A 26024-nucleotide genomic window follows, 5' to 3' on the forward strand; every position below is an offset into this window, starting at 1 on the left:
CGCCTCTTGGGGATGCTGGCGTGCCCGACGCCGACCGCGTGCCTCCTCCATTGATTCTGATCGATGACCCCATCGAACAGGGAGATGCCGTGGGTCTCGAGGATATGGACTATCCAGAGCCCTTGGGGGCCATGCCAGCGGCCACGCCGGTCATGCCCGTGGACTCCGAGGTGGCCATGGTAGGCCCGGAGGGGGCGATGCTCGCGCTCGACCGCTTCGAGTTCCTGGTCCCCGCCGGCGCAGTCGACGAGATGTCGGAGATAGCGATCTACCAGTTCGACATGGACATCCCGGAGGAGTTCGGAGTCCTGTCACCCGTGTACCGCTGCGACGCGGAGGGCATCACGTTCGACCCGCCCATCGAAGTGACCTTCACGCTGGACGCTGTTCCCGAAGGGGAGCTCGCCGTGCTGTGGATGACCGACGGGATGGAGCCCGAGCTGCGCCCGGTGCACGTCGATGGGAACCGGGTCACCGTGTTGTCCACGCACTGCAGCAAGATGGCACTCGCCGGGGCCGTCATCGCCGCGGGAGGGGCTGGGTTGCAGCTCTACGAGCAACTCAACTCCACCGACGAGCCGTGCGCAGAAGGATGGAGCGTCGTGGGACCCGACCAGTGCTGTCCGAGCGGGTCCCAGCCGCTGGACGGGACCTGCTACAACTGCCCGGGGGACATGATCGTGGGCTATGCGCCCGTAGGCGCCGACACGCTGACGCTCTGCTATCCGAGACCAGTCGACTCGATCGCGGAGTGCGGCAAGTTCTGTCGCTTCGAGAACACAACTCAGTTTCGGGGCGCCCTCTGCTGCAACGAAGGGTGGACCTGCCCCGCGGCGGGCTCGTACACCTGCACGCGCGCGTCGAGCTGCAGCGGCATCGTGCGGAGCGGGTGTGGCGGCTCGTACTGCCTGCCCGATGACACCTGGGACCTCGACTGCTCGACGACGCCACCACGGCTCATGGACCTCGACCCCTGTGCGCCGGGAGGCGTGCCCGTCTGCGACCCCCTCACGACGTGTACACAGACGGGCTACCACCCGGGCGACTACACATGCGGCTCTTGTCCTCGCGGGTACAGCGGAACCGGAGCCTCGGGCTGCGTCGCGAACGATCGGTGCGTGCCCGAGCTCTGCACGAACTACGAGCAGTGCCGCCCCGAGACCCAGTTGTGCGTCGGTTTCCTGTGTGTGCCCACGGGCGCGTACAGCTGCACGTGCATCTGGCCGCTCAACGCTCAGGGCGAGTGCGTCAACCCGTTTTCGTGCTCACCTGGCGCCTGCGGCGAGGGCGCGACGTGCACTCCGAACATGCCGTACACCCGTGGCGACGAAGCCATGGCAGGCTTCTCGTGGGAGGAGCAGACGTGCGCCTGTCCGCCCGGAATGACTGGTGACCCACGCCGTGCGTGCACGGCGTCTGACCCGTGCGCCACGAACAACGGCGGGTGCGATGCGCTCAGGACCTGCACGAACAACGCTGGTGTCGCGGCCTGTGGCGTGTGCCCCCTGGGCTACGTCGCGCCGGACTCGACCCGCTGCGTGGACGTGAACGAGTGCGCGACGAGCAACGGCGGCTGTGACGTGCTGACGACGTGCACCAACACGGTGGGCGGACGCACGTGCGGCGCGTGCCCGGTGGGCTACAGCGGCGCGGGCGCGACCGGGTGTACGGACGTGAACGAGTGTGCGACGAGCAACGGTGGCTGTGACGCGCTGACGACGTGCACCAACACGGCGGGCGGCCGCACCTGCAGCGCCTGTCCCTCGGGGTACGCCGGCAGTGGCGAGACGGGTTGCACCGATGTCGATGAGTGCGCGACGAGCAACGGCGGCTGCGACCCCGTGGCGCCATGCGTCAACACGGCGGGCGGCCGCACGTGCGGCGCCTGTCCCTCGGGGTACACGGGCACCGGCGAGACGGGCTGCATCGACGTCGACGAGTGCGCGACGAACAACGGCGGCTGCGATGTGTTGACGACCTGCACGAACACCCCGGGGGGACGCACGTGCAGCGACTGTCCACCCGGGCACTTCGGCAACGGCGCGACGGGCTGCACCGACATCGACGAGTGCGCGACGAACAACGGCGGCTGTGACCTGCTCACCACCTGCACCAACGCACCGGGGGGGCGCGTGTGCAGCGCGTGTCCGACCGGGTACTCCGGCAGCGGGGAGACCGGGTGCAGCGACGTCGACGAGTGCGCGACCAACAACGGTGGTTGTGACCCGCTCACCGCCTGCACCAACACGGTCGGGAGCCGCACCTGTGGCGCATGCCCAGGGGGCTATTCCGGCGACGGCGCCACGGGCTGCGTAGACATCGACGAGTGCGCGACCAACAACGGTGGCTGCGGCGCGCTGCGTGACTGCATCAACTCGACGGGCAGCAGCAGCTGCACAGCGTGTCCGAACGGCACGTCCGATGACGGGATGGGGGGATGCACGATCAACCAGTCGACGCGCATGTTCGTCACGAGCGGCACCTACCAGGCCAACCTCGGCGGTGTGGATGGCGCGGACGCGAGATGCCAGGCGTCGGCCACGGCCGCGAGCCTCCCCGGGACCTGGCGCGCGTGGATCTCGGATCAACTGGGCAACTCACCGGCGGCGAACCTCCTGCACTACGACCACCCCTATCTTCGCGTCGATGGCCAGGTGATCGCGCGGAGCTGGACCGACCTGACCGACGGGACGATTCGCGCGCCGATCAACATCACCGAGGACGGCATGTTGGCGACAGGGCAGCTCCTGGTCACGAGCGGCACGAACGCCGACGGGACCATGGCGACCGTCCCGTTCGGTCAGCTCTGCGGCAACTGGACCAACACCAGCCACGGGGAGATCGGCGTCGCGGGCGGGACCAACAACGTCGACGTCTCGTGGTCGAACCTGGGCACGTACTTCTGCGATCGGGAGGGCTTCCGCCTGTATTGCGTGGAGTACTCCGACCCGTGCGAGACGGACAACGGCGGCTGCGACGTGCTCACGACGTGTACCAACACGCTCGCTGGCGCGGTCTGCGGCGCGTGCCCGTCGGGCTATGCGGGAGACGGGCTGATGGGTTGCGTCGACATCGACGAGTGCGCGGCGAACGCCTGTGGCGCGCTGCGTGACTGCACCAACAGCCCCGGTAGCTTCTCGTGCACGCCATGCCCCAACGGCACGTCGGACGATGGCATGGGCGGGTGCACCATCAACCAGTCGACGCGTGTGTTCGTCACGAGCGGCACCTACCAGGCGAACCTCGGCGGCGTCGCCGGCGCCGATGCCATTTGCCAGAGCTCGGCGATGGCCCAGGGCCTCGGCGGCAGCTGGAGCGCGTGGCTCTCCGACCAGCTCGGGAACTCTCCGTCGGTGAACTTCACCCACCACGACCATCCCTACGTCCGCGTGGACGGCCAGGTGGTCGCGCGGAGCTGGACCGATCTGACCAGTGGGGGCATCCGCGCCCGTATCGACGTCATGGAGAATGGCGCGCAGGCCACGGGGCAGTTCCTGGTGACGAGCGGCACGAACGCCGACGGGACCATGGCGACCGTCCCGTTCGGTCAGCTGTGCGGCAACTGGACCAACACCAGCAGCGGGGAGATCGGCGTCGCGGGCGGGATGACCAGCGTCGACGTGTCCTGGTCGAACCTCGGTACGTACTTCTGCAATCGCGAGGGCTTCCGGCTCTACTGCTTCGAGGACTGACGCCCGTGCGACCGCCGGGCGATGCGCTTCGCGGAGGGCATCAGCTCCAGCGGAAGCCCTCCATCGTCTGCGCGCTGTCGTACTTGGGTGCGAAGCCGGTGGCCTGCTTGAACGGGTCGGCGTTGACCACGATGGGGTACTTGATGTGCGCCACGGCGTCGCCGGGCAGGTAGCTGAGCCCCACGCGCTTCAGCAGGCGGCCGTACAGGGGCTCGGGCACCAGCACACTGCGGCGCCCGGTGGCCCGGCACAGCACGCTGAGTGGCACGGGCGGAGGCCCGGCCACGTTGTACACGCCACGCAGCTTCTTCTCGATGGCGAGGATGATGGCCTCCTCGGCGTCGAACTCGTGCATGAACTGGAACAGGGGGTCGAAGCCCATCACCAGCGCCACGCGATCCTCGCCGAGGAAGTTCGCGAGCGTGCCGCGCTGGCTGGGGCCGAGGAAGTAGCACAGGCGCAGCACCGCGGTGTTGAGCTTGGGCCAGCGCCAGAGCGCGCTGCCGGCGTACAGGTCCGCGGCGACGAGGTCCGCGAGCTCACGGAAGGATGCGCCCCCCAGCGGCGGCTCGTCCTCCGTGTGGTACAGGGGCGAGTCGGCCGTGGCGCCGTACACCGTGTGGCGTCCGACGAAGATGGCCTGCTTGACGCCGTACTCGTGGCAGTGCTCGAACAGCCGCCGCGTGCCGCCGAGGTTGATGCGGTAGCGCTCGTCGAAGCCGGTGGTGAAGTGCGTGACGGTCGCCATGTGCACGAGCACGTCCGGGCGCGCGGTGCGGAACACGTCCTCGGCGGGGCGCTTGCGGATGTCGGCCGTGTGCATCTCGATGCCGGGCGGCGCGTCGGGCCACGGGCGGCGGTCGATGCCGTGCACGAGGTGGCCCCGCTGCACGAGCCGCTGCGCGACTCCGCGGGCCAGTGTCCCGCTGATGCCGGTGATGAGGATGGTCAGCGGCTTGCTGGAGATGGCGGGTCGGTCCTTCGCGTTGCGGCCAGCGGCGCGCACCGGAGCCCCCGACGTCTCGGCGTTCGCCTCGGTCACGGGCTTGGAACCTGGCGCAGTCTTGGGCGCGGACTTGAGGCCGCTCGACGTCGAAGCCCGCGGCCGCGGCGTGGCCTTGGGCGCCTTTCGCGCCGAGGGCTTCGGTGGTCGCGCGGAGTCCTTCGTGCCCACACCCGCCGAGCTGGCCGGGGCGCTCGAGGAGGGCTCGGGCGGCTGGCTCTTCGTACTTGGGGAGGGCGCCGTGGAGGTGCGCTCGGCGCGGCCGACGGGCTTCTTGCGGGGGCGCTTCTTTGGGGGTTTCGCGGAGTCGGTCATCGCTTGAGCTCGGGCCGGGTGGGGTCGTAGGGGCTGTCGACGCGCTGACGAGTGAACGCGGCTGGGCGCGCGGCAAGCCCCTTTTGGATGAGGTCCGCGATGGCGTCGCGGACGCGGTCGACGTAGCCCTGGATGACTTCGTCTGTCTCGGACCCGTCGCCCTCGAAGTGGAGGGGCGGGCCGAAGTGGATCTGACAGCTGACCGGCAGCGGCCAGATGACCAGCTGCGGCGCGACGGGGACGTAGGGCGCGCCGATGAGCTTGTTCAAGCCCTTGATGTGGAACATCGTCGGGAACGCCTCCTCGCCGCCGATGAACGCGAACGGATAGACTGGGGTCTTCGTCTTCAGCGCCAAGCGCACGAACCCCGTGCCGAAGCGCACGAGCTTGTAGCGGTCGCGGTACAGCTTGGCGGTGCCGCGGGCCCCCTCCGGGAAGGCCACCACGATGCGCCCCGCCCCGAGCAGCATCTCGGCGTGCTCCGGCAGCCCCGTCAGGTGCCCCGTGCGGTTCATGAGCTGGGACGCGAACGGCCATGTGTTGAAGAAATACTCCGCCATCCCATGCGCGAGGCGCGGCGCGTCATGGTTCATCAGCAGCGAGGTCATGGTCATGGCCGCGTCCGCACCGATGCCGCCCGAGTGGTTGCCGATGAGCAGCCCGCGGCCCGTCTTGGGGACGTGTTCCATCCCGAACGTCGTGACGTTCAGGTACCTGCGGTACATGCTCGCGAACGGGGAGTACGCCCGGATGAGCCACTCCTTGTCCACACCGAACGGGTCCACCCCGTGCGCGTCGAAGGGGATCGGCAGCCGGTTGACGTTGCGTTCGATCTGGGGATCTCGGAGGAATGACACGGACGTCGCCTTCGCGGGCCGCTCGCCGCGCCCCACTGGTCACGGTCTTGCCCTGCGCGCGGAGACTACCAGCGTCCGCGCGCTGGTGGGGAGGGGATCACGCGAGTATGCTCCGCCGATGTTCGAGCGCGTTCTCATCCCTCGCCGCGGCGAGGTCGTCGTCCGCATCGCCAGGACCTGCCGCACGTTGGGCGCCGCCGCGCACACGGTCGCTACGCCAGGGGTCTTGGGAGGGGACAGCAGCGCCGTCCACGCCTACGGCTGTGAAGGCGTGCACGAGGTCCCAGCGCAACCGGACGGGAGCCTCGCGGTCGAAGAGATCGTCGCGTTGGCCCAGCGCATCGACGCGGACGCGATCTACCCAGGCTACGCCTCACATCGCTCGCACCTCGCCCTCGCCAAAGCGCTGGAGGCGGTCGACAAGCGCTGTCTGACCGGGAAGCTCGAGCACTTCGAGAGCGTCCGCGATCGTGTGGCGCTCGCCGCCGTCGCCGACGCGGCTGGGGTCAGGCGCGTGGCGGCCAGTGGTCCGCTGACGGACGCCGCCGACGTGAGCGCCTACGCGTACGAAGCCGGGTACCCGTTGTGCTTGAGGGCACGCTACGCCGGTGGAGGGCTCGGGGTGGTCCGCGTCGATGCATCCGACGAGGTCGATGCGGCGTTCGAGGGTCTCGAGGCGCGCGTCGGAGCCGGCGGGATCATCGCGCAGCGTTGGCTGGAGCGTCCTCGGCACATCGAGGTGCTGGTGGCGGCCGATCAGCACGGCGCCCGCGTGGCGCTCTGCGATCGCGAGCGCAGCCTGTCGGACGGAGGACGGCGGTTCATCGAGGAGTGCCCTTCGCCCGAGCTCGTCTTCCGTGGGGACGGCGACGCCATCCGCGAGGCGATGTTCGACGCCGCGATCCGCATCCTCGAGGGCGTGCAGCACGTTGGGCTGATGACTGTGGACTTCCTGCTCGACGCGGACACGCACTTCTGGATGAGCGGGGCGCGCATCGGCTTGCCCAAGCAGCACGGCATCAGTGAGATGGTCACGGGCGTCGACTTGGTCGAACTCGAGCTGCGGCTGGCCGCGGGCGAGGCGATGCCCGAGGAGGCCCTCTACCCACGTCCGAGCGGCCACGCGGTCAGCGCATGGCTCGTGGCTGGTACCGACGCCGACATGGAACCCACCACGTTCAAGTCGCCGCCGTACCCCTCGCGACGCGTACGGGTCGAGGCCACCGTGGACGAGCGAGGCGTGCGCGCCGTGGATGATGGCCGCCTCGTCGCCAAGATCTCGACGTACGCCCCGATCCGCCACCAAGCCGTGCTCACACTCGACCGCGTGCTGGCGGGAACTCAGGTGGGCCCTGGCAGCACCAACATGGCGGAGCTGCGCCAAGTGCTGGGCAACGAGTCGTTTCGCGCCGGGCAGTACGACACGACGTTCATCCCGCGCCACGTCGGACAATGAGCGTCCACGTCAGCACCACGCGCCTCGAGCGCCGCTCGCTGCGCCCCGCAGACGTGCGTTGGCGGGCCGAACAGATGCTCGCGGCGCTTCGGCTCCCGAACGCCGAGCTGAGCGTCCTGCTCTGTGACGACACCACCATCCACGAGCTGAATCGCGAGTACCGGCACAAGGACAAGCCCACGGACGTGCTCGCGTTCGCCATGCGTGAGGGGGAGCACGCCGAGCTACACCCGGACCTGCTGGGCGACGTCGTGATCAGCCTCGACACCGCACGCCGACAGGCGCATGCGGGGGGCAAAACGATCGTCGCAGAGGTGACGATCTTGCTCGCCCACGGGTTGTTGCACCTGGTGGGCTACGACCACCAGACGGACGCCGAAGAACGTCGCATGAACGCGATGGTGGACGTCCTCCGTGCAGCGTGTGTGCGTCGTCGCTCCTGACGCACAGGCTGTGGATAAGTGGTGAGTGGGCGTCCGGCTGGGGGGTCGTGAACCGCCACGCTATCCGCTGTTAGGCGCGTAAGTGTTGGATACTGCGTTTGTTTTTGGAGTCGTCCGTGTTTGGTGATGGCGGCTCCGATAGCCTTGGGAAGTGCTGTGGATGACGTGTGGGATTCCGACCGCAGCGGCGCGGCTCCTCGCCTCGTGCCAGGGCTAGCGCGCTGTAGCGATCTCGGGGAGCGCTTGCTGCAGGCACTTCTCGCGCTCCGAAGCCCGCGAACTCGGCCAAAAAATCGGCTGCGCGAGACATAAAAGTCTTGTCCCCCGTGAGGGAAGGTGGCATCCATGCGCCTGCCTGCGACCAAGTTCGTTTTCGGCCTGTTTTACAGACCGATTCGCAGGTTCGACTCTTCCAACTCCCACTCCTGGAGGGAATCATGGCCACTGCCAAGCGCCTCACCAAGGCTCAGATCATCAGCGAGCTCGCCGAGAAGACCAACCTCACCAAGAAGGACGTCGCCGCCGTCTTCGACGAGCTCCGTGAGCTCATCCGCCGCGAGTTGACGAAGCGCGGCTCCCCCGAGGAGTTCGTCATCCCCGACCTGCTCAAGCTCAAGGTCAAGAAGGTCAAGGCCACCAAGGCCGGCACCTACATCAACCGCTTCACGGGCGAAGAGAAGCAGCGCGAGGCGAAGCCCGCGAGCAAGAAGGTCCGCGCGACCCCGCTCAAGAAGCTCAAGGACCTCGTCAACGGCTGAGCCGAAGACGTTCCGCGTGATCAGAAGGCGCCCCCGAAAGGGGGCGTTTTTTTTCGTCTGCATGCGCTGAGCGCCGTGGGGGTGTCGCGCTCAGGCCCGCCGATCGTCGGGAACGCGACCCGCAGGTACCGTTTGGCCGCGGACGAGCGGCGCTCGTCAATGCGCATTCATGGGGTGTATCCGAGTCATCAATCTCTCGTATGTGAGTGGTGTATTCGTCGTGTATCTCGTTGTCTGATGCGTTCGATGTATCCGTGTTGGCGTCCTGTGCGTATGGGCGAAAAATAAGCAAAGGTGCTGAAATTTGACCTTTTGGGTGTGAGGTGTGTCGGCTAGCTTGACTGCTCACGACGTGTTGTTTGCGCATTGTCGGTGAGTGGAGTGTCATGGATATAAGAGGAATCCTCCGTCTGTCGGCTTGTGTCGTGGTGCTCTCGGCTGTCTCGGCCGGCTGTGGCGGCGGAGACCCCGCTCCCGTGCGGGACATGGGCATGGGCTCCGACGCAGGCGATGCCGCCACACCGCCGCGTGATCTCGGTCCGGACCTCGGCCCAGTGGACGGAGGCGGAGACGCAGGACTCATGGTCGACCCGGGCTGCGGCAACGGTGTGGTCGAGCCCGATGCCGCGGATGGCGGACTCGAGGAGCAGTGCGACGACGACAACAACGTGAACGGCGACGGCTGCAACGCGCAGTGCCAGCTGGAGCCAGGCGGCGTGTGCCCTCCCATGGGGGGGGCGTGTACGCGCTGCGGAAACAACGTCATCGAGGCTGGCGAGGTCTGTGACGACGGGAACCTCCTCTCTCGGGATGGGTGCTCCCCGACGTGCCAGGTCGAGCCCGGAGCCGTTTGTCCGACCACGCCCGGAGCTTGCACGGTCTGTGGCAACCAAATCGTGAACAGCGACAGCACGCTCAACCCAGAGATGTGCGACGACGGCATGCGCTGCGACGACGGAACGCAGTGTGTGCCCACCAGCGCATGCGACGACGGGAGCACGTGCAGCCCGCGTGATGGCGACGGTTGCAGCGCGACGTGTCAGGTCGAGACGAACGGCTGGACCTGCCCCGTCGCTGGCGGCCAGTGTTTCCGCTGCGGCGACGGGATGAAGCAGCCCGCCGAGCAGTGTGACCATGGGGGGCGTTGCGGTGGCACGCTGGCCGGGGAGCTGTGCGTGTTGGGCGACGCCAACGCATGCGGCGGCGTCCCAGCGGACTGCATCGTGATCGGCGGCGACGGGTGCAACGCGACGTGCTCGGGCGTCGAGGCGTTCTGGGCGTGCGCGACGAGCCCCACCACGGGCGGGTCCGTCTGTGAGCAGTGCGGCAACGGCGTCGTGGCGGGTTCGGAGACCTGCGACGATGGAACGAACTGCCTCGACGGTTCGGACTGCACCGTCGGAGGCGCGGCGTGTGGCGACGGATCCACGTGTCAGCCGCGCGGCGGCGACGGCTGCCGGAGCGTGTGCCTCTCGGAGAACGGCTGGGCTTGCCCCGCGGCCGGCGGCGCGTGTGAGCGCTGCGGCGACGGTGTCATCGCGCCTGGCTTCGAGGACTGCGACGACGGCAACACGCAGGCCAACGACGGCTGCTCGTCGAGCTGCCGCGTGGAGCTCGGCTGGGACTGCAACGCCAACATGAGCGGCGTGAGTGTGTGCGGGCGTTGTGGCGACGGCGCCATCCAGACCGCCACCGGTGAGGAGTGCGACGACCGCGGGCGCTGCGCGAACACCAACACGGTGTGTCAGGTCGGCGACCCCACGGCGTGCGGCGGCGTTCCGGCCGACTGCACCGCGCGGGCTGGCGACGGTTGCGGCACCGACTGCCGCCTGGAGCTCGGCTGGCAGTGCGTGCAGCGCATCGGCGGCACCATCTGCAACCGCTGTGGCGACGGCATGCTGCAGGGCGAGGAGGTCTGCGACAACGGCGCACGCTGCACCAACGACAACTCGGTCTGCACCGTGGGCGACGTCAACGGCTGCGGTGGCGTGCCCACCAACTGTCAGCCCGTCTCCGGAGACGGGTGCAATGACCAGTGCCGCCTCGAGACGAACTACCGCTGCACCTCGGACGTGCCCGCGCAGTGCTTCCTGTGCGGCGACGGACAGCTCGACCCGACCGAGGTGTGCGACGACGGGAACAACATGAACGGTGATGGCTGCAACGCCACCTGCACCGCCTTCACCACCGGCTACACGTGTCTGACCGAGGCCGACGGCGTGACCCACGCCGTGTGCGTGCGCTGCGGTGACGGGGTGGTGCAGCGCAGCGCCTCCGGCATCGGCGAGAGCTGCGACGACCGCAACATGGTCGCCACGGACGGCTGCGACATGTGCCAGGTGGACACGGCCGGCGGCTGGACCTGCACCCAGACCAACCAGGGTGGGGTGCTCTTGCACGGCGGCTGCGCCAACTGCGGCAACGGCCGCATCGAGGTCGGCGAGATGTGCGACGACGGCGTCGAGCCCCCTGCGCCTGGCGATGGTTGTAGCGCGACCTGCCAGGTGGAGAGCGGCGGCTGGAGCTGCACCGCGACGAGCCCCAGCGTGTGTCAGAACTGCGGCAACGGCACGGTGGAAGGCAACGAGGCCTGCGATGGCGGAGGCAACACCAGCAACGGCTGCAGCGCGACGTGCACCGTGCAGCCCAACTACACCTGCGTGAACAACGTCTGCTACCGCTGCGGCGACGGCGTGCGTGACACCGCGGCCGGCGAGACCTGCGACGACGGCAACAACGTGGGTGGCGACGGGTGTTCGCTCGCGTGTCGCCAGGAGACGGGCTGGAACTGCCTCACGGGCAGCGGCGGCGCGTTCGTGGTGTGCACGCGCTGCGGCGACGGAGTGGTCCAGTCGGCCGGCGGCATGGGCGAGACCTGTGACGACCAAAACACGACGGCGGGCGATGGCTGCAACGCCTGCCAGGTCGAGTCGGGCGCGGGGTGGCAGTGCTACACGCGCGACGTCAACGGCGTGAGCGTGTTCGATGGCTGCGCCAACTGCGGCAACAACATCATCGAGACGCGCGAGCAATGCGACGACGGCGACGCGATGCCCGGCGATGGCTGCGGCGCGACCTGTCAGACGGAGGGCGGCTGGACTTGTGCAGGGACGCCGAGCGTCTGCCAGACCTGCGGCAACGGCGTTCGCGAAGGCACGGAGACCTGCGACGACGGTCAGATGACGCCCACGAGCGGCGACGGCTGCAGCGCCACCTGCGCGACCGAGACCTTCTGGACCTGCACGGGTTCGCCTTCGACGTGCACGCGCTGCGGCAACAGCGAGCTCGAGGGGTCGGAGATGTGCGACGACGGGAACAACGTCTCGAACGACGGCTGCTCACGCCTGTGCGCCGTGGAGTCCGGCTGGGTCTGCCTGCGTCAGCCCAACGGCACCACCCACCAGGTCTGCACGCGCTGTGGCGACCGCAAGGTCGAAGGCAACGAGCAGTGTGACGACGGCGGGACGGTCAGCAACGACGGTTGCTCGTCCACCTGTCAAGAGGAGCCTGGCTTCCAGTGCCACGTGGTCGGCTTCCCCTGCGCGCAGTGCGGCAACGGGATGCTCGAGCTGGGCGAGCAGTGTGACGACGGACAGATGGCGCCGACCAGCGGCGACGGCTGCACCGACCGTTGCCAGGCCGAGGCGGGCTACGACTGCCGCGCCATCGGCAGCCCGTGCACGTTCTGCGGCGACGGCGTGGTCGAGGGCTTCGAGACCTGCGACGACTTCACGCACTGCGCCAACGGCGCGAACTGCACCGTCGGCGGGGCCGCGTGCCTCGACGGATCGAGCTGCATCCCGCGCAGCGGCGACGGCTGCTCTGCGAGCTGCGTCACGGAGCCGGGTAACGTCTGCGACCCGATGACGGGCATCTGCAGCGCGGCGCAGTGCGGTGACGGCATTCGCGCCGGCACCGAGGAGTGCGACAACGGCGTGAACGCGACTACCGGTCTCCCCGAGTCGGGCGACGGCTGCAGCATCATCTGCCGCGTGGAGCCCGGCTGGGTGTGCGCGGCGGGCGTGTGCCGCCAGACCGTCTGCGGGGATGGCGCCGTCGAGGGCGACGAGGCGTGCGACGACGGCAACACCGCGGGATCGCCTGGCACCCCCGACGGCTGCTCGGCCGACTGCCGCTCGGTGGACTCGGGCTACGGCTGCCCGACGCCGGGTGCGCTCTGCACCACCGCGGCTTGCGGCAACGGCGTCCTGGACGGCGGCGAGGAGTGCGACACGGCGTGGCCGGGCGCATCCGGTCGCTGCGTGGGCTGCAAGCTGCAGAACGGCGCGTACTGCAACCCCGCGACCATGACGTGCGTCGACGAGACGTGCGGCAACGGCATCGTGCTCGGCAACGAGGCCTGCGACCTCGGGGCTCAGAACGGTGTCCTCAACAGCGGCTGTGAGAACGACTGCACTGTCACGCCCCTGTTCGTCTGCGAGGACGACGGCATGGGCGGCAGTGCGTGCGACCCCATCGTCCAGTTCGTCGAGGTGTTGACGTGGAACGTCAGCAACGTGAGCCCGAACGCGCTCTTCTTCGACCCTGAGCTGCGCGCCTTCGTCGGCTACAAGAGCACGGGCGCGAAGCCCATCGAGCTGTGCCTCGACGGGACGGTGCGCGAGAACGGAACTGGCGCAGGTCTCAACCAGCGCCGCACGTTCCCCGCCTCGGGCTCGTCGCTCGACGGTGCGACGTACAACCCCTTCAACAACACCGTGGTGTTCGTGCAGGGGGGCAACTCGAGCTCCATCCAGGTGGTGCCGCTCGCGACCACGCAGCAGACGGGTGTCGGCCTGAACTTCAGCGTGGCCATCACGGCCAACCTGCGGAAGGAGAACGGCACCACCGCGGTGCGCAATGCGTCGGCCATCGCCATCACCGACGGCGGTGACCTGTACGTCGTGTCCTCCGACGACCAGAGGGTCTACGTGTACCCGCGCCAGAACGGCACCACGACGGGCTTCGGCAACGGCGCGACGCTCACGGCCTCCTTCTCGTTCGCGTCGGGCGCGGCGTCCTCGAACAGCAACCCGGACGTGGCGTTCGTCATCCCCGGCGCCGACCTCTTCGCCTCGGCCTTCACGGCCAGCGGGGACCAGTTGGTACACTTCTACGACACGACCGGCGGGGCCGCGACCGTGCTGCCCGAGTTCGCCAGCTCGGACATCCCCGGCATCCTGTTCCCCAACGGCTCGCCCAGCATGCTCTCGGGTCCGCTGGACGGTTCGGAGGCCGGGTTCGACGGTGGCTCGTTCGTGCTCTGCGCGACCAACCCGTCGGAGCCGTGTCGCCTCTATGCGCGCACCTGTGAGACCAACGCGGACTGCCAGGCCGTCGTGCCGGGCACCGTGTGCGTCGACGACGGCCCGGGCGGTGTCCCACTGCCGTACTGCTTCGCTCCGGCTCAGGCGCGCGACGACAGCTACGCCATCAGCACCTCGGGGCCGACCACGTCGAACCTCACGGTGCTGGCCAACGACGTGCGCAGCGCTGGGACCTGCAGGGACAACACGGTGCGCATCCAGAGCCTCGACGCGCTCGGCAACACCGCGCTCCAGTCGCGCATCGCCATCTCGGCTGACGGTCAGACGGTGGTCTTCACGAAGCCGGCCGTCTGTGGAAGCGCGGAGGTCTTCGAGTACACCGCGCTCCTGGGTGGCGGAGAGACCGACACGGCCCGCGTCACGGTGCTCACCGAGTGCGTCTGCGGTGACGGCGTCACCCAGGCCAACGAGCAGTGCGATCCGATGGACCCCGCGTTCCCCGGCGCGCGCTGCAACGCGAACTGCACGCTCAACGTCCAGTGCGGCGACACCTTCGTCGACCCGGGCGAGGAGTGTGAGCCGCCCAGCCCGGGCAACGGCTGCACCGTCAACTGCTTGCTCGAGAGCGTGTGCGGTGATGGCGTGACCGAGGGCGTCGAGGAGTGCGACGACGGGAACACGGGCAACGGCGACGGCTGCTCGTCCCTGTGCCGCGACGAGTTCTGCGGTGACGGCGCGGTCAATAACGTGAACGAGGAGTGCGAGCCCCCCAGCGCGGGTCAGTGCGATGGCTTCTGCATGTTCCTCCCGGTCTGCGGTGACGCGAACCAGGAGGGCAGCGAGGCCTGCGACGACGGCGGGCGCTGCAACAACGGCGCGTTCTGCGCGGTGGGCCTCACCACCTGCGGCGACATGAGCACGTGTCTCCCGCGGGCCGGGGACGGCTGCAACGCTAGCTGTATCGTGGAATTCTGCGGCGACGGTGTCCTGCAGGTGGCCATCGGCGAGGAGTGTGAGCTCGGCGACGCCAACTGTGAGGACTGTCGCTTGAACGTCTGCGGTGACGGGACCACGACGGGAACGGAGGAGTGCGACGACGGCGACATGATGTCGGGCGACGGTTGTAGCGCGACCTGCGAGATCGAGTTCTGCGGTGACAGCCTGACGAACAACAACACGGAGCAGTGTGACGACGGAAATACCGACGCGCTCGACGCTTGCAACAACAGCTGCGTGCTCAACGTCTGCGGCGACGGTATCGTCAACAACGGTGAGGACTGCGACGCTGGCGCAAGCAACGGTAGCCCGACGAGCCCATGCGACGGCATGTGCGTGCGGCACTTCTGCGGCGACGACGTGGTCGACAACAGTGCGCCCAACCTAGGCGAGGAGTGCGACCCGCCGGGCTCCATGGCTGGGCCGGCGGTGTGTACCTTCGACTGCCGCATCGGCAACTTCTGTGGGGACGGAGACGTCGGTGGGACTGAGCAGTGCGACGACGGCGGCACCATGGGCGGTGACGGGTGTAGCGCGACGTGCCGGCTCGAGGTGTGCGGCAACGGCGTCATGGACCCCGGCGAGGCCTGCGACGACAACAACGTGCTGAACGGCGATGGATGCAGCGCGACCTGTCAGGTAGAGAGCCTCTGCGGCAACGGCGTCATCAACGGCGGCGAGCAGTGCGACGACGCCAACAACATGAGCGGCGACGGGTGCAGCGCGACATGCACCAACGAGTGGGTGTGTGGCGATGGGGATCTCGATCCGGGTGAGGTCTGCGATCCCGCCGATCCCAACACGATGACCGAGTCGACTACCGGCGCGGTGTGTACCAACGGCTGCTTCTATCCGCCGGTCTGCGGCGACGGGAACACCGACGACGGCGAGCAGTGCGACGATGGCGGGACTCTCAGCAACGATGGCTGTTCGGCCACGTGCGTGCTCGAGGTTTGCGGCGACGGAACCGTCCAGAGCGGCATCGGAGAGGACTGCGAACCGCCCGGCATGGGGAACTGCGACGGCACGTGCCACAGCCTGGTGTTCTGTGGCAACGGCGTCATCGAGCCCGGCAACCCCGTGACGCCCGAGCAGTGTGATGACGGCGGCACGCTGAGCAACGACGGTTGCAGCGCCACTTGTCAGAGTGAGTTCTGCGGTGACGGTATCGTGCAGACCGGCCTCGGCGAGGACTGCGACCCGGCAGACCCGGTGACGATGTCGGGGTGCGACATGAACTGCAACCTCACGCAGGTGTGCGGGAACGGTATCCAAGAGGGGACCGAGACGTGCGACGCCGGGAGCGCGAACGGCACGTCGGGTCAGCCATGCACGTCAGGCTGCGTCCTGCGTGAGTGCGGTGACGGGACGGTCGACGCGGACCTTGGGGAGACCTGCGATCCCCCCCTGACGAACATCTGCAACACGATGTGCAGGTTCATCTTCGGCTAGCTGGGCACCGACCTGTCGCCTGTCGGGCGGCGTGCGCCGATCGGTCGTCAGTTTGCGATGAGCACTGCGTCTCGTCCGCCGAACCCGTCGTCGGCATACGCCGAGGCCGGGGGCGTCTGCGGCGCGTCGTCCACCACCACCCGATAGCGATGCCGGCCGTCTGGCACGTCGAAGGTTCCTTCGAACCAACCGTCGCCGGTCGGGGTGAGCGTGCCTGCCTCGGCGTCCCAATCCAAGAAGCTGGCGAGCAACGCGACAGTGGTCGCGCCGGGCGCATGGAACACGAAGCGGTACCGGTTGGCGGCGATGCGCGTGACCCCTTCGTTTTCCGACGGGCGCCGGTCGGGGGTGAGCTGCACGACGACGCCCAGCTCGAGGGCTGCGCGGCCGTAGGCCAGCGCCTCCGCCCCGTCGCGCACGCCGCGGGCGCGGCCGACCTGAACCGCAAGGAACAGCGCCAAGCGCCGCGTGAGGGTGCGGTCGAGCCTCGCCCGCATCATCCATTCGCGTCCATCTCGGGGTGCGTTCGCGAACCAGCGACTGTACACCGACGTGGCGGCCAGCCAGCGCCACGGGCCTTCCACGCCGCTCGCTTCGATTGTCGTGCCGAGCTCGGCTCGTCTGGCCTCTGGGGCGCTGCTGAGGCGCCGATCGGCGGCGACGCGCAGGGCGAAGGCCACGTGGTCCGTCTCCCCGAGCACGCCAAGCTGCGCACCGAAGATCCCATCGAGCTGGTTGGCCGTGTAGCGGCGGAAGCGTGTGTACCCATCGACGCGCAGGGCGAGAGGCCCGAGCGAAAGCACGCTGCCGAGCGAGGCGTCGCCATACATCGCGTTGTCCAAGGCGAACGTCGCCGCGTAACCGCCCAGCATGGCGCGCACCTCGAGACGGTGCCGACCCCGGTCCCAGCCCAGCAGGAAGGCGGACCCGAGGTCGGTGTACGCGCCCCCGCTCGAGAAGCCCCGCGCCGTGAAGTATGGGCTGAGGGACACGTCCACCGACTGCTCACGCAAGAGAGCGAGTCGGGACGCAAGGTCCACCGCGAGCGTCGCGGCGGGTCGCAGCACGGTAGGGTCCATCCGCGCGCGGTCTCGCGGGTTCGCGGCGAGGGCGGGGTTCGAGTCGCCACCGATGGAGACGTCGAGGCTCGCCTGATGCCGTTGACCGGCCGCCACGGAAGACAACCCGCCTACGAACGTCAGCGTGACTGCGACGCCCGTGTAGCTCGCCACACGAGCCCATCGCTGGTGTGACGCGATCATGGACTATGCAGCTCCAGGCCTCGGGACGTCACGGAATGCGGAGCACTGCGTTCCGGTTGCCGAAACCGTCGTCGCGGTAGCCATCGGCGAACGGGTCCGTGACCCAGCGCTCACCGTCCACCACGAACATGTAGGCATACGCGCCCCGCGAGAGGGAGAGCGTCGTGTGGAACACGCCGTCCCCGTCTTCGTCCAGCAGCGGCGTTTCGGAGGGGTTCCAGTCATTGAACTCCCCGGCGACCGTCACCTCGCGTGCGCCTGTCGCGGGCAAGACGAACCGCACTGGGACGAGGACGTCCTGCGCGTCCTCGGCACTGGCGGTGCCCTCCTCGGACACGGTCGAGCCGGTCTCTGGAGGCTCCGAGGCGTTCTGGCGGCTCCAGACCCGCGGCAGGAGCAGCCCTCCGAACGCGATGGCGGCGACACCGACCCCAGCGGTGAGCACCCGTGCGTAGCGCTCCCATAAGGTCTTCGGCCGCGCCTGCTCAACCGCTCTTTTCCGCACCGCCCGGAGCACGGCCTTGTCCACGAGGTCCGCGGGAGGACGTGGCGATGACCGTCGCGCTGACTCCAGGGCGCGCTCGTACGCGTCGGTCTCTGTCCCAGGCCGCGCGTCCCGAGGACGGTCCGGGACGGCAGTCACGGCATGCGCTCCAGCTGCTTGCGCATGGCCGCTCGGGCACGCACTGCGCGGATCTTCAGTCCCGCTATGCTGCAGCGCGTGATCTGCGCGATCTCCTGGAATGAGAAGTCCTCGAGATCCTTGAGGATGAGTACCTCGCGATACGAGTCGGGGAGGGTCGCGAGGGCTCGGTCGAGTCGCCGCGCTTCGTACTGTGCGGCGACGAGCAGATCCGGATCCGGCGAGCACTGCCCAGAGTCGAGCATCGCAGACCCGGGCTCGTACGGTCGCTCGCGGCGCTTGGCAGAGCGCAGGTGATCTCGGCTCAGGTTGAGCGCGATGCGATAGAGCCACGTCGACAAGCGGTAGGTCGGGTCGAAGCGCCCAATGTGGATGAAGGCCCGCGCGAACGTCTCCTGCGCCAGCTCCTCCGCGTCCGCCTCCGAGCCGACGATACGCAGGACGAACTGATACACCCCCCGGTGGTGGCGCTCCACCAACCGGCGGAAGGCCACCGCGTCACCCTCAGCGGAGAGCAGAGCCCAGCGGCGCTCCTCCAGCTGAGCCTCGTCCGTGGAGCGACCGTACTCTGCAGGGATCTGCCACAGCTCAGACTTCATCCTGTAGACACTAGCACGGTGTCGTCCGCATGGGTGCGCTCAGTGTCAGGGCATGCCCATGCCCATGCTCATCCCCAGCCCGCGGCCGCGCCCCTGCCCGTAGCCGACGTCGTGGGGGGGGCCGTTTCCGTGCGAACTCCCGGAGCGACCTGGGGACTCGGGGCGCCCATGAGACGCCTGGGCGCGCAGGCTCTGTCCCCGCGCGCTCGGCGAGCCTCGCAGCGTACGCGCGCTCGCGAGTAGGTCGCGTACCGCCGAGGCCCCCCCGTGGCGCAGCGCCTCGCCGACGGCCGCGAGCGCGTCCTCCACCAGGAACTCGCGTTCGCCTAGCTCGGCGACCGCCGCGACCGCGACCAGGGTGGAGCGCATCCGCTCCCTGCGCAGGGGCGCACGCACTTGTCGCCCCAAGTTCGTGAGGGCGTCCGCCGTTGCGCCCACGGATTGTGCATCGACGAGGGCTCGGAGGAGCGCGTCGTCCACGGGAAGCTCGAGCGCCTCGAGCGTGCCGCGCGCTGCGCGCAAGCGTACGGCGACTTGCTGGCACGCGCGCAGGATGAGGGCTGGCGGGATGTGCTTGGAGAGACCCTCTGCGGCCTTCTCGTCGATCATCGCTGGCGCGAGCCCCTCGGCGGACAGCTCCCCGCGCAGGAGCTCGAGGTCGCCCCGCACGCTCCGAAGCTCGGGATGGGCGAGGACGGACGCGGTTGGTGCGACCGTGTCTTGAGCGTTCGCGACCGGCGTTGGGGCACACGCTGTCCCACACGTCAGGCAGATGACGAGCAAGCGGGCGAGCAGCAGCGGCGCGGAGCGGGGGGTCACCAATTGCTTCTACGCGTTCACGTAGCTGCGGGATGCGGCGCACGCGAAGCGCCCCAATTCATCGCACCATGGCTCCGCAGACGCAACGTTCGTCGGGACCGTCGTTCCGTGGACTGGGACGTATCCAAGATCACATCTCATCCGTAGACCCCACCATGACGTCCATAGCGAAGCTCGGGATCAGGGTCTCTCTGGTGGCGCTGACCGTGGCGATGTCGGTCGGCGGCTGTAGCTGCAGCTCGCCGGGCGGCCCTGCAGACGGCAGCGTCGATGGGTCCGGCGGGAGCCAGGACGGTGGCGTGGACGGTGCGACCCCGGGCGACGGTGGGGGCGACGCATCGACGGCCGACGGGTCGACGAGCGACGGGTCCACGGTGATCGTGGACGGGGGCGTGGTGCTCCTCGACGCTGGAGACGGCGGCACCACCGAGTGTTACGTCAAGGTCTGCATCGACTCCCAAGGACGCGAGATCCACGGCCAGTGCGGCGACTGTCTGGACAACGACTCGGACGGCCTCGCCGACGAGCGCGATCCCGAGTGTCTGAACTACTGCGACGACCACGAAGCGACGTTCAGCTTCTTTGATCCGAGCACCGGGGGCGGGGACACCAACAGCTGCAACCTCGACTGCTACTACGACCACGACGTCGGGTTCGGGAACGATGGTTGCCGGTGGAACGGGCGCTGCGACATGCTCGAGCCGGACCCGCTGTGCACGTACAACGCCGGGACGGTCGGCTCCAACAGCTGCCCGAACAGCCAGAGCCCGGCGTGCGCCATCAACTGCCGTCCGCTCGTGCCCAATGGGTGCGACTGCTTTGGGTGCTGTGAGCTCCCGGCTGGCTCGAACCGCTTCGTGTTCATCGGCACGGGCGCGGCGACGCGCACCCCCACCTGCACCCTCGAGGCGGCCGAGGCGCAGGATGACGACGCGTGTGCGCCGTGCACGCCGAGGCTCGGGGACGACAACTGCTACAACAGCTGCCAGCGCTGCGAGTTGTGTCTGGGCAAGACGGTCGACGACCTCCCATGCGACTGCTTCACACAGGCGAACGCGCCGGCTCGGTGTGTGGGCATCGACGCGGGCGTCCCCGATGGAGGCACTCCCGACGGCGGCACGACACCCGACGGGGGCGTACCCTACGAGTGCCCTGGCGGCGCGCCGGCCTGCGACTTCCCGGGTCTCCCGCCCTGCCCAGGCTCGTCCTACTGCCTGACGGGCTGCTGCCTCAGCGTCATCTTCGGCTGAGCGACCGTGCATCCGGCCGCGCTCCGTGGCTCGGCGCGCGGCCGGGGCGTAGTGCGTCAGCCCTCTTCGCCGGCCCACAGCGACATGAAGTCGCCGCGTCGGCGGACGAGGGTCATCTGACCGTTCTCGACGAAGACCTCGGCGGCCACGGGTCGCGCGTTGTAGGTGCTCGCCATCTCGCGGCCGTAGGCACCAGCGCAGCGGATGGCCACGAGCTCGCCGGGGGCCAGCGGGGGTAGCACACGGTCTCGCGCCAGGAAGTCACCCGACTCGCACACGGGCCCCACGAGGTCGGCGGGGGTCTCTGCCGCGCTTGTCGCGGGTTCGCGGACGGCCTGGACGGCGTGGTACGCGCTGTAGAGGGCAGGGCGCACGAGGTCGTTCATGGCCGCGTCCACGATGACGAAGCGCTTCTTGTTCTCCTTGACGTACACGACGCGCGCCAGCAGCACCCCCGCCTCGCCCACCAAGCTGCGACCCGGCTCCGTGATGAGCTCGGCGCCGAGCGCGTCTGCGCCGCTTGCTTCGAGGCCCCGGCGAATGGCGGCGCCAAACACGTCGGCGCCAGGGTAGGGCTTTGGCTCGTGCCCGTAGTCCAGGGGCCACCCGCCGCCGACGTCGATCTCACGGATGGGAGCGCCCAGGTCGCGGCACGTGAGCGCGAACCGCCCCAGCAGCGTCACGGCCTCCTCCAGTGGAGCTGCCGAGCCCAACTGGCTGCCGATGTGGCACGCCACGCCGACCATCTCGAGGTGCTCGCTGGCGACGATGCGCGGCACCAAGCGGAGCGCCTCGTCCGTCTCGATGCCGAACTTCGTGCCGTGCAGACCCGTCGCGATGTAGGGATGCGTCTGCGGGTCCACGTCTGGATTGATGCGCAGAGACACGGGGGCCCGCGCGCCGCACTTGCGCGCGACGGCCTCGATGACGTCCAGCTCCTGCGCCGACTCGACGTGCAGGCTCTTCACGCCGGCATGCAGCGCCGCGCAGATCTCGTCGCGCTTCTTACCCACGCCCGAGAACACGATCTTGCTGCCCGGGATCCCCGCTCGCAGCGCGCGGTGCAGCTCGCCCGCGGACACGATGTCCGCGCCGCAGCCGAGCGCTGCCAGCCGCCGCAGGATGGCGAGGTTGCCGTTCGCTTTGACCGCGTAGGCGATCAGGTGCGGCGCGAACGACAGCGCGTCGTCGATGGCACGGTACCGCGCGTCGATGGACGCCGGCGCGTACACGTACGTGGGGGTGTCGAACTCCTCGGCCACGCGCGAGAGGGGGACGCCGCCGCTGGTGAGCTCGCCGTCTGCGTACACGTGGAACGCGGACGCGGGCGCGCCCTTTCGCGTGTCGGGGGCTGTGGACTCGGACGCCATCAGCCTTGCTCCTGGCGCGGGTCGACCACGGGGCGGGCCGCGACCTTCGCGGCGGCCGCGTCGACGTCGACGCCCCGCCCGGCCAGCCGCTCGCGGAGATCGGCGATGGCAGCCTGCACGCGCCGGCGCGCCGGTCCACCGGGGAGGTCACGCCGCTCCACGGCGGTCTCCATGTCCAGCGCAGCGAAGATCGACGCGTCGAAGGCCGGGTGCTCGGCCTGGAAGTCGGCGAGGGTCAGCTCGCTCAGGACCCGCCCGTCACGTACGCAGCGCGCCACCAGCTTGCCCGAGACGTGGTGGGCGTCGCGGAAGGGCACACCCCGCTCGGCGAGCCAGTCGGCGACCTCGGTCGCGTCCAGGAACCCATCGCGGAGGGCGCGCTGCATGGCGCTGCGCGAGAAGGCCGCGGTGGCGACGCACCCGGTCAGCACGTCCAGGGTGTCGTCCACCGTGTCGAACGCGTCGAACACGGGCGCCTTGTCCTCTTGCATGTCGCGGTTGTACGCGTAGGGCAGGCCTTTCAACATCACCAGCAGGTTCACCAGGTCCCCGACGACGCGGCCGGTCTTGCCGCGGGCCAGTTCGGCCATGTCCGGGTTCTTCTTCTGCGGCATGATGGACGAGCCGGTCGTGAACGCGTCGCTCATCCGAATGAAACCGAACTCCTGCGTGGACCACAGGACCAGCTCCTCGCTGATGCGAGACAGGTGCACCGCGCAGTTGGCGAGCGCAGCGGTGGCTTCGACGAGGTAGTCGCGGTCCCCCACGGCGTCGAGGCTGTTGCGCGTCGGACGGTCGAACCCGAGCGCGCGGGCGGTGGCCTCGCGGTCCAGCGGGAAGGTCGTGCCGGCCAGGGCGGCGCTCCCGAGGGGGGACTCGTTGAGGCGGCGTGCGCAGTCCAGCAGGCGACCTCGGTCTCGGTCCAGGCCCTCGGCCCACGCGAGCAGGTGATGGGCGAGCCGCACCGGTTGGGCGCGTTGCAGGTGCGTGTAGCCCGGCATGAGGACGTCCACGGTCCCCGCTGCGCGCACGGCGAGCACCGCCAAGAAGCGGTCGATCCGCGTGGCGGTGGCTTCGCACGCCTCACGCGTGAAGAGCCGCATGTCGGTGCCTACCTGGTCGTTGCGGCTGCGCCCCGTGTGGAGCTTTCCGCCTGGTGCGCCGATGCGTTCGCTCAGCGTCGCCTCGATGTTCATGTGGACGTCTTCGCGCGCAGCATCCCACGTGAAGCGGCCTGCGCGGATGTCGTCGGCGATGACCTTCAGGCCCGCGACGATGGCGTCGGCGTCCGCCTGCGGCACGATGCCCTGGGCCGCCAGCATCTGGACGTGCGCGATGGACCCGCGGATGTCTTGAGGGGCGAGGCGGGAGTCCACGTCCACGCTGGCGCTGTAGCGCAGCGCCACGTCGTTCAGCTCTTCCTCGAATCGTCCGCCCCAGGCCTTGTCACTCATGATGGTCTCCAACGTGGCGCGGCGTGGATCAGCCGCGCGCCGGTACTCGCAGGTCGACGCGTCGTAGCAGACGCACGCCGCTCGGCAGGGCGAAAGCGTCGACCGCCAGCGCCAGGAGGGCGGCCGCGACGGGCGGTACGAGCCCCAGCATGGCCCCCACGCCGACGGTCGCTCCGACCACGACGCTCGCCGTCAAGCAGCGGACGGCCTCCGTGCGCGCCGCGCGCGCGATGAACAAGGCGGCGGCTGCATCGCGGATGTCCTCGTTGGCCAGCGCCACAGCGGCCTCGCCCTCGATGCCTCCAGCCGCGCCGAGCACCACGGGTACGTCCGCCGCGCCGAGCGCCTCGATGTCCTGGACGCGGCCGACGACCGCGACGTGGCCGGCGCTCTCCCCGAGACGCCGCACCTCGACGGCACGCTCGTCCGGGAGCAGCTCGGCCTTGACGTGCGCCACGTCCATTTGCAGTCCGAGCGCCTCGACCGTCGAGCGGTGGTCGCCGCTGATCAGGACTACCTCGGCCGGTAGATCGAAGACGCGCTGCGCCGCGGCCCGGGCGCCGATGCGGACTGGATCCTGCAGCGTGATGACGAGCCGCACGCGGCCGTCGAGCGCGACGAACACGGCGGTGTGGCCCCGCTCCTCGGCCCGCCCCGCGATGGCGTCCGCCACCGCCACGCTGACGCCCTCGTCCAGGAGGAGCTGTCGTGTGCCGATCACGAGTGCCTTGCTGCCGGGGGCGAGGGCGCTCACGCCGCGGCCAGGGTGGAGCGTAGCCCTGCGGACGTTCCCCACGGCAATGCCCTTGCTCGCGCCATAGCGCTGGACTGCGAGCGCGATGGGATGCCCTTGCGCCACCAGTTGAGCCGCCATGGCCAGCCCGATCAGCTCGTCCACGTCGGCGTCCCCGACCGCGTGGACCTCGAGCACCTCCGGGTGACCCGTGGTCACGGTGCCGCGTGACATGAACGCAGCCACCGCGATGTTGCCGGCGTCTTCGACGGCGCGGCCGTTGAGAAACACGATGCCCCGCGGCGCTCCGGCCAGGCCCGCCGCTACCAACGGCGAGTCGCTGCCCCGCCGTACCGCGAGGAGGGGGACCGCCAGCAGGGCCGCAGCGGCAGCTGCCAGACGCTCGGGGAGGCTGCCGCCCTGCGCCAACAGGAGGCCGGCCGCACCCGCGCCCACCGCTGCGACGCCACCCCAGCGGGCGAACTGGCCCGCCAAGCGGACGATTCGACTCGAACCCGCGCCGTTGTCTGCAGAAAAGCTGGGCGCTCGGACCAGGCCGCGGTCGTCGCCGACGCGAGTTGCGAGGAGGCGCACGGCGCCGCGTGTGACGCGGGCGCCGGCCAGCACGGCCTCGCCGGGGCCGCGCTCCACGGCGGCCGTGGCGCCTGGGTGGAGCAGCACGCTCGAGGTGCCCGCCTCCACCACCCCATCGACCGGGACGACCTCACCGTCCACCGCGAGCACGCGATCCCCGGCGTGGACCTCCGAGATGTGGACGAGCCGAAAGCTCATGTCGAGCGGCTCGTTGCTGAGGGGGACGCGCGCGGAGGTCGGGAGCGCGGCGCGCAGTGTCGCGAGCGCCTGGGCCAGCGGCGCTCGTGAGCGATCGTCGAGCCAGGCGCGCAGTTCCATCGCTCCGGCTGCGACAGCCGCCCCGGCGAGAGGCCACGCGCTGGCGGTGCTGACGAACTGCGCGGCCAGGCCAGCCAGCGCCGCCAGGGCGGCGCCCAGCGGCCCGAGCGCCCAGCCCAGGGTGCCAACGTCGCGGCGAGCGGGGAGCGCGTCTCGGAGCGCCACGGCCGCTGCCAACACGGTACACAGCGCCGAGAGCACGGCGAGCAACGCGAAGCTGGCCCCAAACGAGGCCAAGAGGCCCGCACCGGCGAACGCCAGTCCCTGCGTGGGGTTCACGCGGTCGCCTCGCGTGTACAACGTGGATCGCGCGGCGCGGCGGCGCAGCGTACGGGCGCTGCGGGGAGCCGCCTCCTGGGCCTGCGTGGCGTCCCGCACGCGCTCGGACAGCGTGCGCACCGTCGACACCGGGGGCCGAAAGCGATCGTGGGGTCGCTTGCCGTCCCGGAACAGGATCTGGCAAGGCTCTCCGCAGAGGTAGCGCGCCCCGTCGTCCAGGAGCACCACGGCGCCGGCGCGTAGCGGGTCCACGGCCGACCCACAGGCAGGGCAGCGGCGGGCGGGCAGGCTCGGCCGGGCGGGATGCATGGGGCACGAGTGTGGGAGCGGGCGACGATACGTCAAGTCGTGGTCCCGGCTGTGAGCGCGCGCTCGCGGCGGCCCGCTCGGTCGTTTCTTGGACAAGTCGGGCGCCCCCATGCGACGGGACCCCATGCGCTTCATCCGTCGCCCCCGACGACCCG

Annotated in this window: 16 protein-coding genes; 7 read left to right on the top strand and 9 right to left on the bottom strand. The window is 69.5% G+C overall.

The genetic code is table 11. The features are described 5' to 3' along the window. The first annotated feature begins 89 nt into the window (after positions 1-89). Positions 90-3692, top strand: coding sequence for a hypothetical protein (locus tag H6726_14175; protein ID MCB9658794.1), 3603 nt, complete (start codon positions 90-92; stop codon positions 3690-3692). Between the two features lie 40 nt (positions 3693-3732). Here H6726_14175 and H6726_14180 read toward each other — a convergent pair whose 3' ends face one another. Beyond that, positions 3733-4644 (bottom strand): SDR family oxidoreductase, encoded by a 912-nt coding sequence (locus H6726_14180; GenBank protein MCB9658795.1) that lies wholly within the window; start codon positions 4642-4644, stop codon positions 3733-3735. Between the two features lie 124 nt (positions 4645-4768). Between H6726_14180 and H6726_14185 the strand changes: the two genes are divergently transcribed. Further along, positions 4769-5017: a hypothetical protein gene (locus H6726_14185; protein MCB9658796.1), complete on the top strand. Its 249-nt coding sequence runs from the start codon at positions 4769-4771 to the stop codon at positions 5015-5017. Here H6726_14185 and H6726_14190 read toward each other — a convergent pair. Next, positions 5007-5843, bottom strand: coding sequence for a 1-acyl-sn-glycerol-3-phosphate acyltransferase (locus tag H6726_14190; GenBank protein MCB9658797.1), 837 nt, complete (start codon positions 5841-5843; stop codon positions 5007-5009). The genes H6726_14185 and H6726_14190 overlap by 11 nt on opposite strands. Positions 5844-5985: 142 nt before the next feature. Here H6726_14190 and H6726_14195 point away from each other — a divergent pair, with 142 nt between their 5' ends. From H6726_14195 to H6726_14210, 4 genes are all read left to right on the top strand, one after another. Beyond that, the gene (locus tag H6726_14195) at positions 5986-7323 is read left to right on the top strand and encodes a hypothetical protein (GenBank protein MCB9658798.1); all 1338 of its coding nucleotides are present in this window, start codon (positions 5986-5988) and stop codon (positions 7321-7323) included. Continuing rightward, positions 7320-7766: an rRNA maturation RNase YbeY gene (ybeY, locus tag H6726_14200; protein ID MCB9658799.1), complete on the top strand. Its 447-nt coding sequence runs from the start codon at positions 7320-7322 to the stop codon at positions 7764-7766. The genes H6726_14195 and ybeY overlap by 4 nt, the downstream gene beginning before the upstream one ends. 437 nt (positions 7767-8203) lie before the next feature. Beyond that, the gene (locus H6726_14205) at positions 8204-8524 is read left to right on the top strand and encodes an HU family DNA-binding protein (protein ID MCB9658800.1); all 321 of its coding nucleotides are present in this window, start codon (positions 8204-8206) and stop codon (positions 8522-8524) included. Between the two features lie 386 nt (positions 8525-8910). Beyond that, entirely contained in the window at positions 8911-16239 is a 7329-nt protein-coding gene (locus H6726_14210; GenBank protein MCB9658801.1) for a DUF4215 domain-containing protein, read from the top strand. A gap of 47 nt (positions 16240-16286) precedes the next feature. On the opposite strand, the gene H6726_14215 is transcribed toward H6726_14210, so the two are convergent. The 4 genes from H6726_14215 to H6726_14230 form a co-directional block, all read right to left on the bottom strand. Next, positions 16287-17501, bottom strand: a complete 1215-nt coding sequence (locus H6726_14215; GenBank protein MCB9658802.1) for a hypothetical protein — start codon at positions 17499-17501, stop codon at positions 16287-16289. 28 nt (positions 17502-17529) lie between these two features. Continuing rightward, entirely contained in the window at positions 17530-18030 is a 501-nt protein-coding gene (locus H6726_14220) for an isoamylase early set domain-containing protein (GenBank protein ID MCB9658803.1), read from the bottom strand. A 110-nt stretch (positions 18031-18140) separates the two neighbouring features. Further along, entirely contained in the window at positions 18141-18743 is a 603-nt protein-coding gene (locus H6726_14225) for an RNA polymerase sigma factor (GenBank protein MCB9658804.1), read from the bottom strand. A gap of 45 nt (positions 18744-18788) precedes the next feature. Beyond that, on the bottom strand, positions 18789-19562 hold the full coding sequence (locus H6726_14230) for a hypothetical protein (protein MCB9658805.1): 774 nt from the start codon (positions 19560-19562) through the stop codon (positions 18789-18791). A gap of 155 nt (positions 19563-19717) precedes the next feature. Between H6726_14230 and H6726_14235 the strand changes: the two genes are divergently transcribed. Next, entirely contained in the window at positions 19718-20812 is a 1095-nt protein-coding gene (locus tag H6726_14235; protein ID MCB9658806.1) for a hypothetical protein, read from the top strand. A 56-nt stretch (positions 20813-20868) separates the two neighbouring features. Here the strand turns inward: H6726_14235 and lysA are convergent, their stop codons facing one another. Genes lysA through H6726_14250 form a run of 3 tightly spaced genes read right to left on the bottom strand, consistent with a single transcriptional unit; the run spans position 20869 to position 25869 of the window. Beyond that, on the bottom strand, positions 20869-22182 hold the full coding sequence (gene lysA / locus H6726_14240) for a diaminopimelate decarboxylase (GenBank protein MCB9658807.1): 1314 nt from the start codon (positions 22180-22182) through the stop codon (positions 20869-20871). Next, positions 22182-23636, bottom strand: a complete 1455-nt coding sequence (gene argH, locus H6726_14245; protein ID MCB9658808.1) for an argininosuccinate lyase — start codon at positions 23634-23636, stop codon at positions 22182-22184. Before argH ends, lysA begins: the two co-directional genes overlap by 1 nt. A gap of 28 nt (positions 23637-23664) precedes the next feature. Further along, positions 23665-25869: a cation-translocating P-type ATPase gene (locus H6726_14250; protein ID MCB9658809.1), complete on the bottom strand. Its 2205-nt coding sequence runs from the start codon at positions 25867-25869 to the stop codon at positions 23665-23667. Positions 25870-26024 lie beyond the last annotated feature (155 nt).

The organism is Sandaracinaceae bacterium (genome assembly GCA_020633055.1).
Taxonomy (GTDB): Bacteria; Myxococcota_A; Polyangia; order Polyangiales; family Houyiibacteriaceae; genus JADJJE01.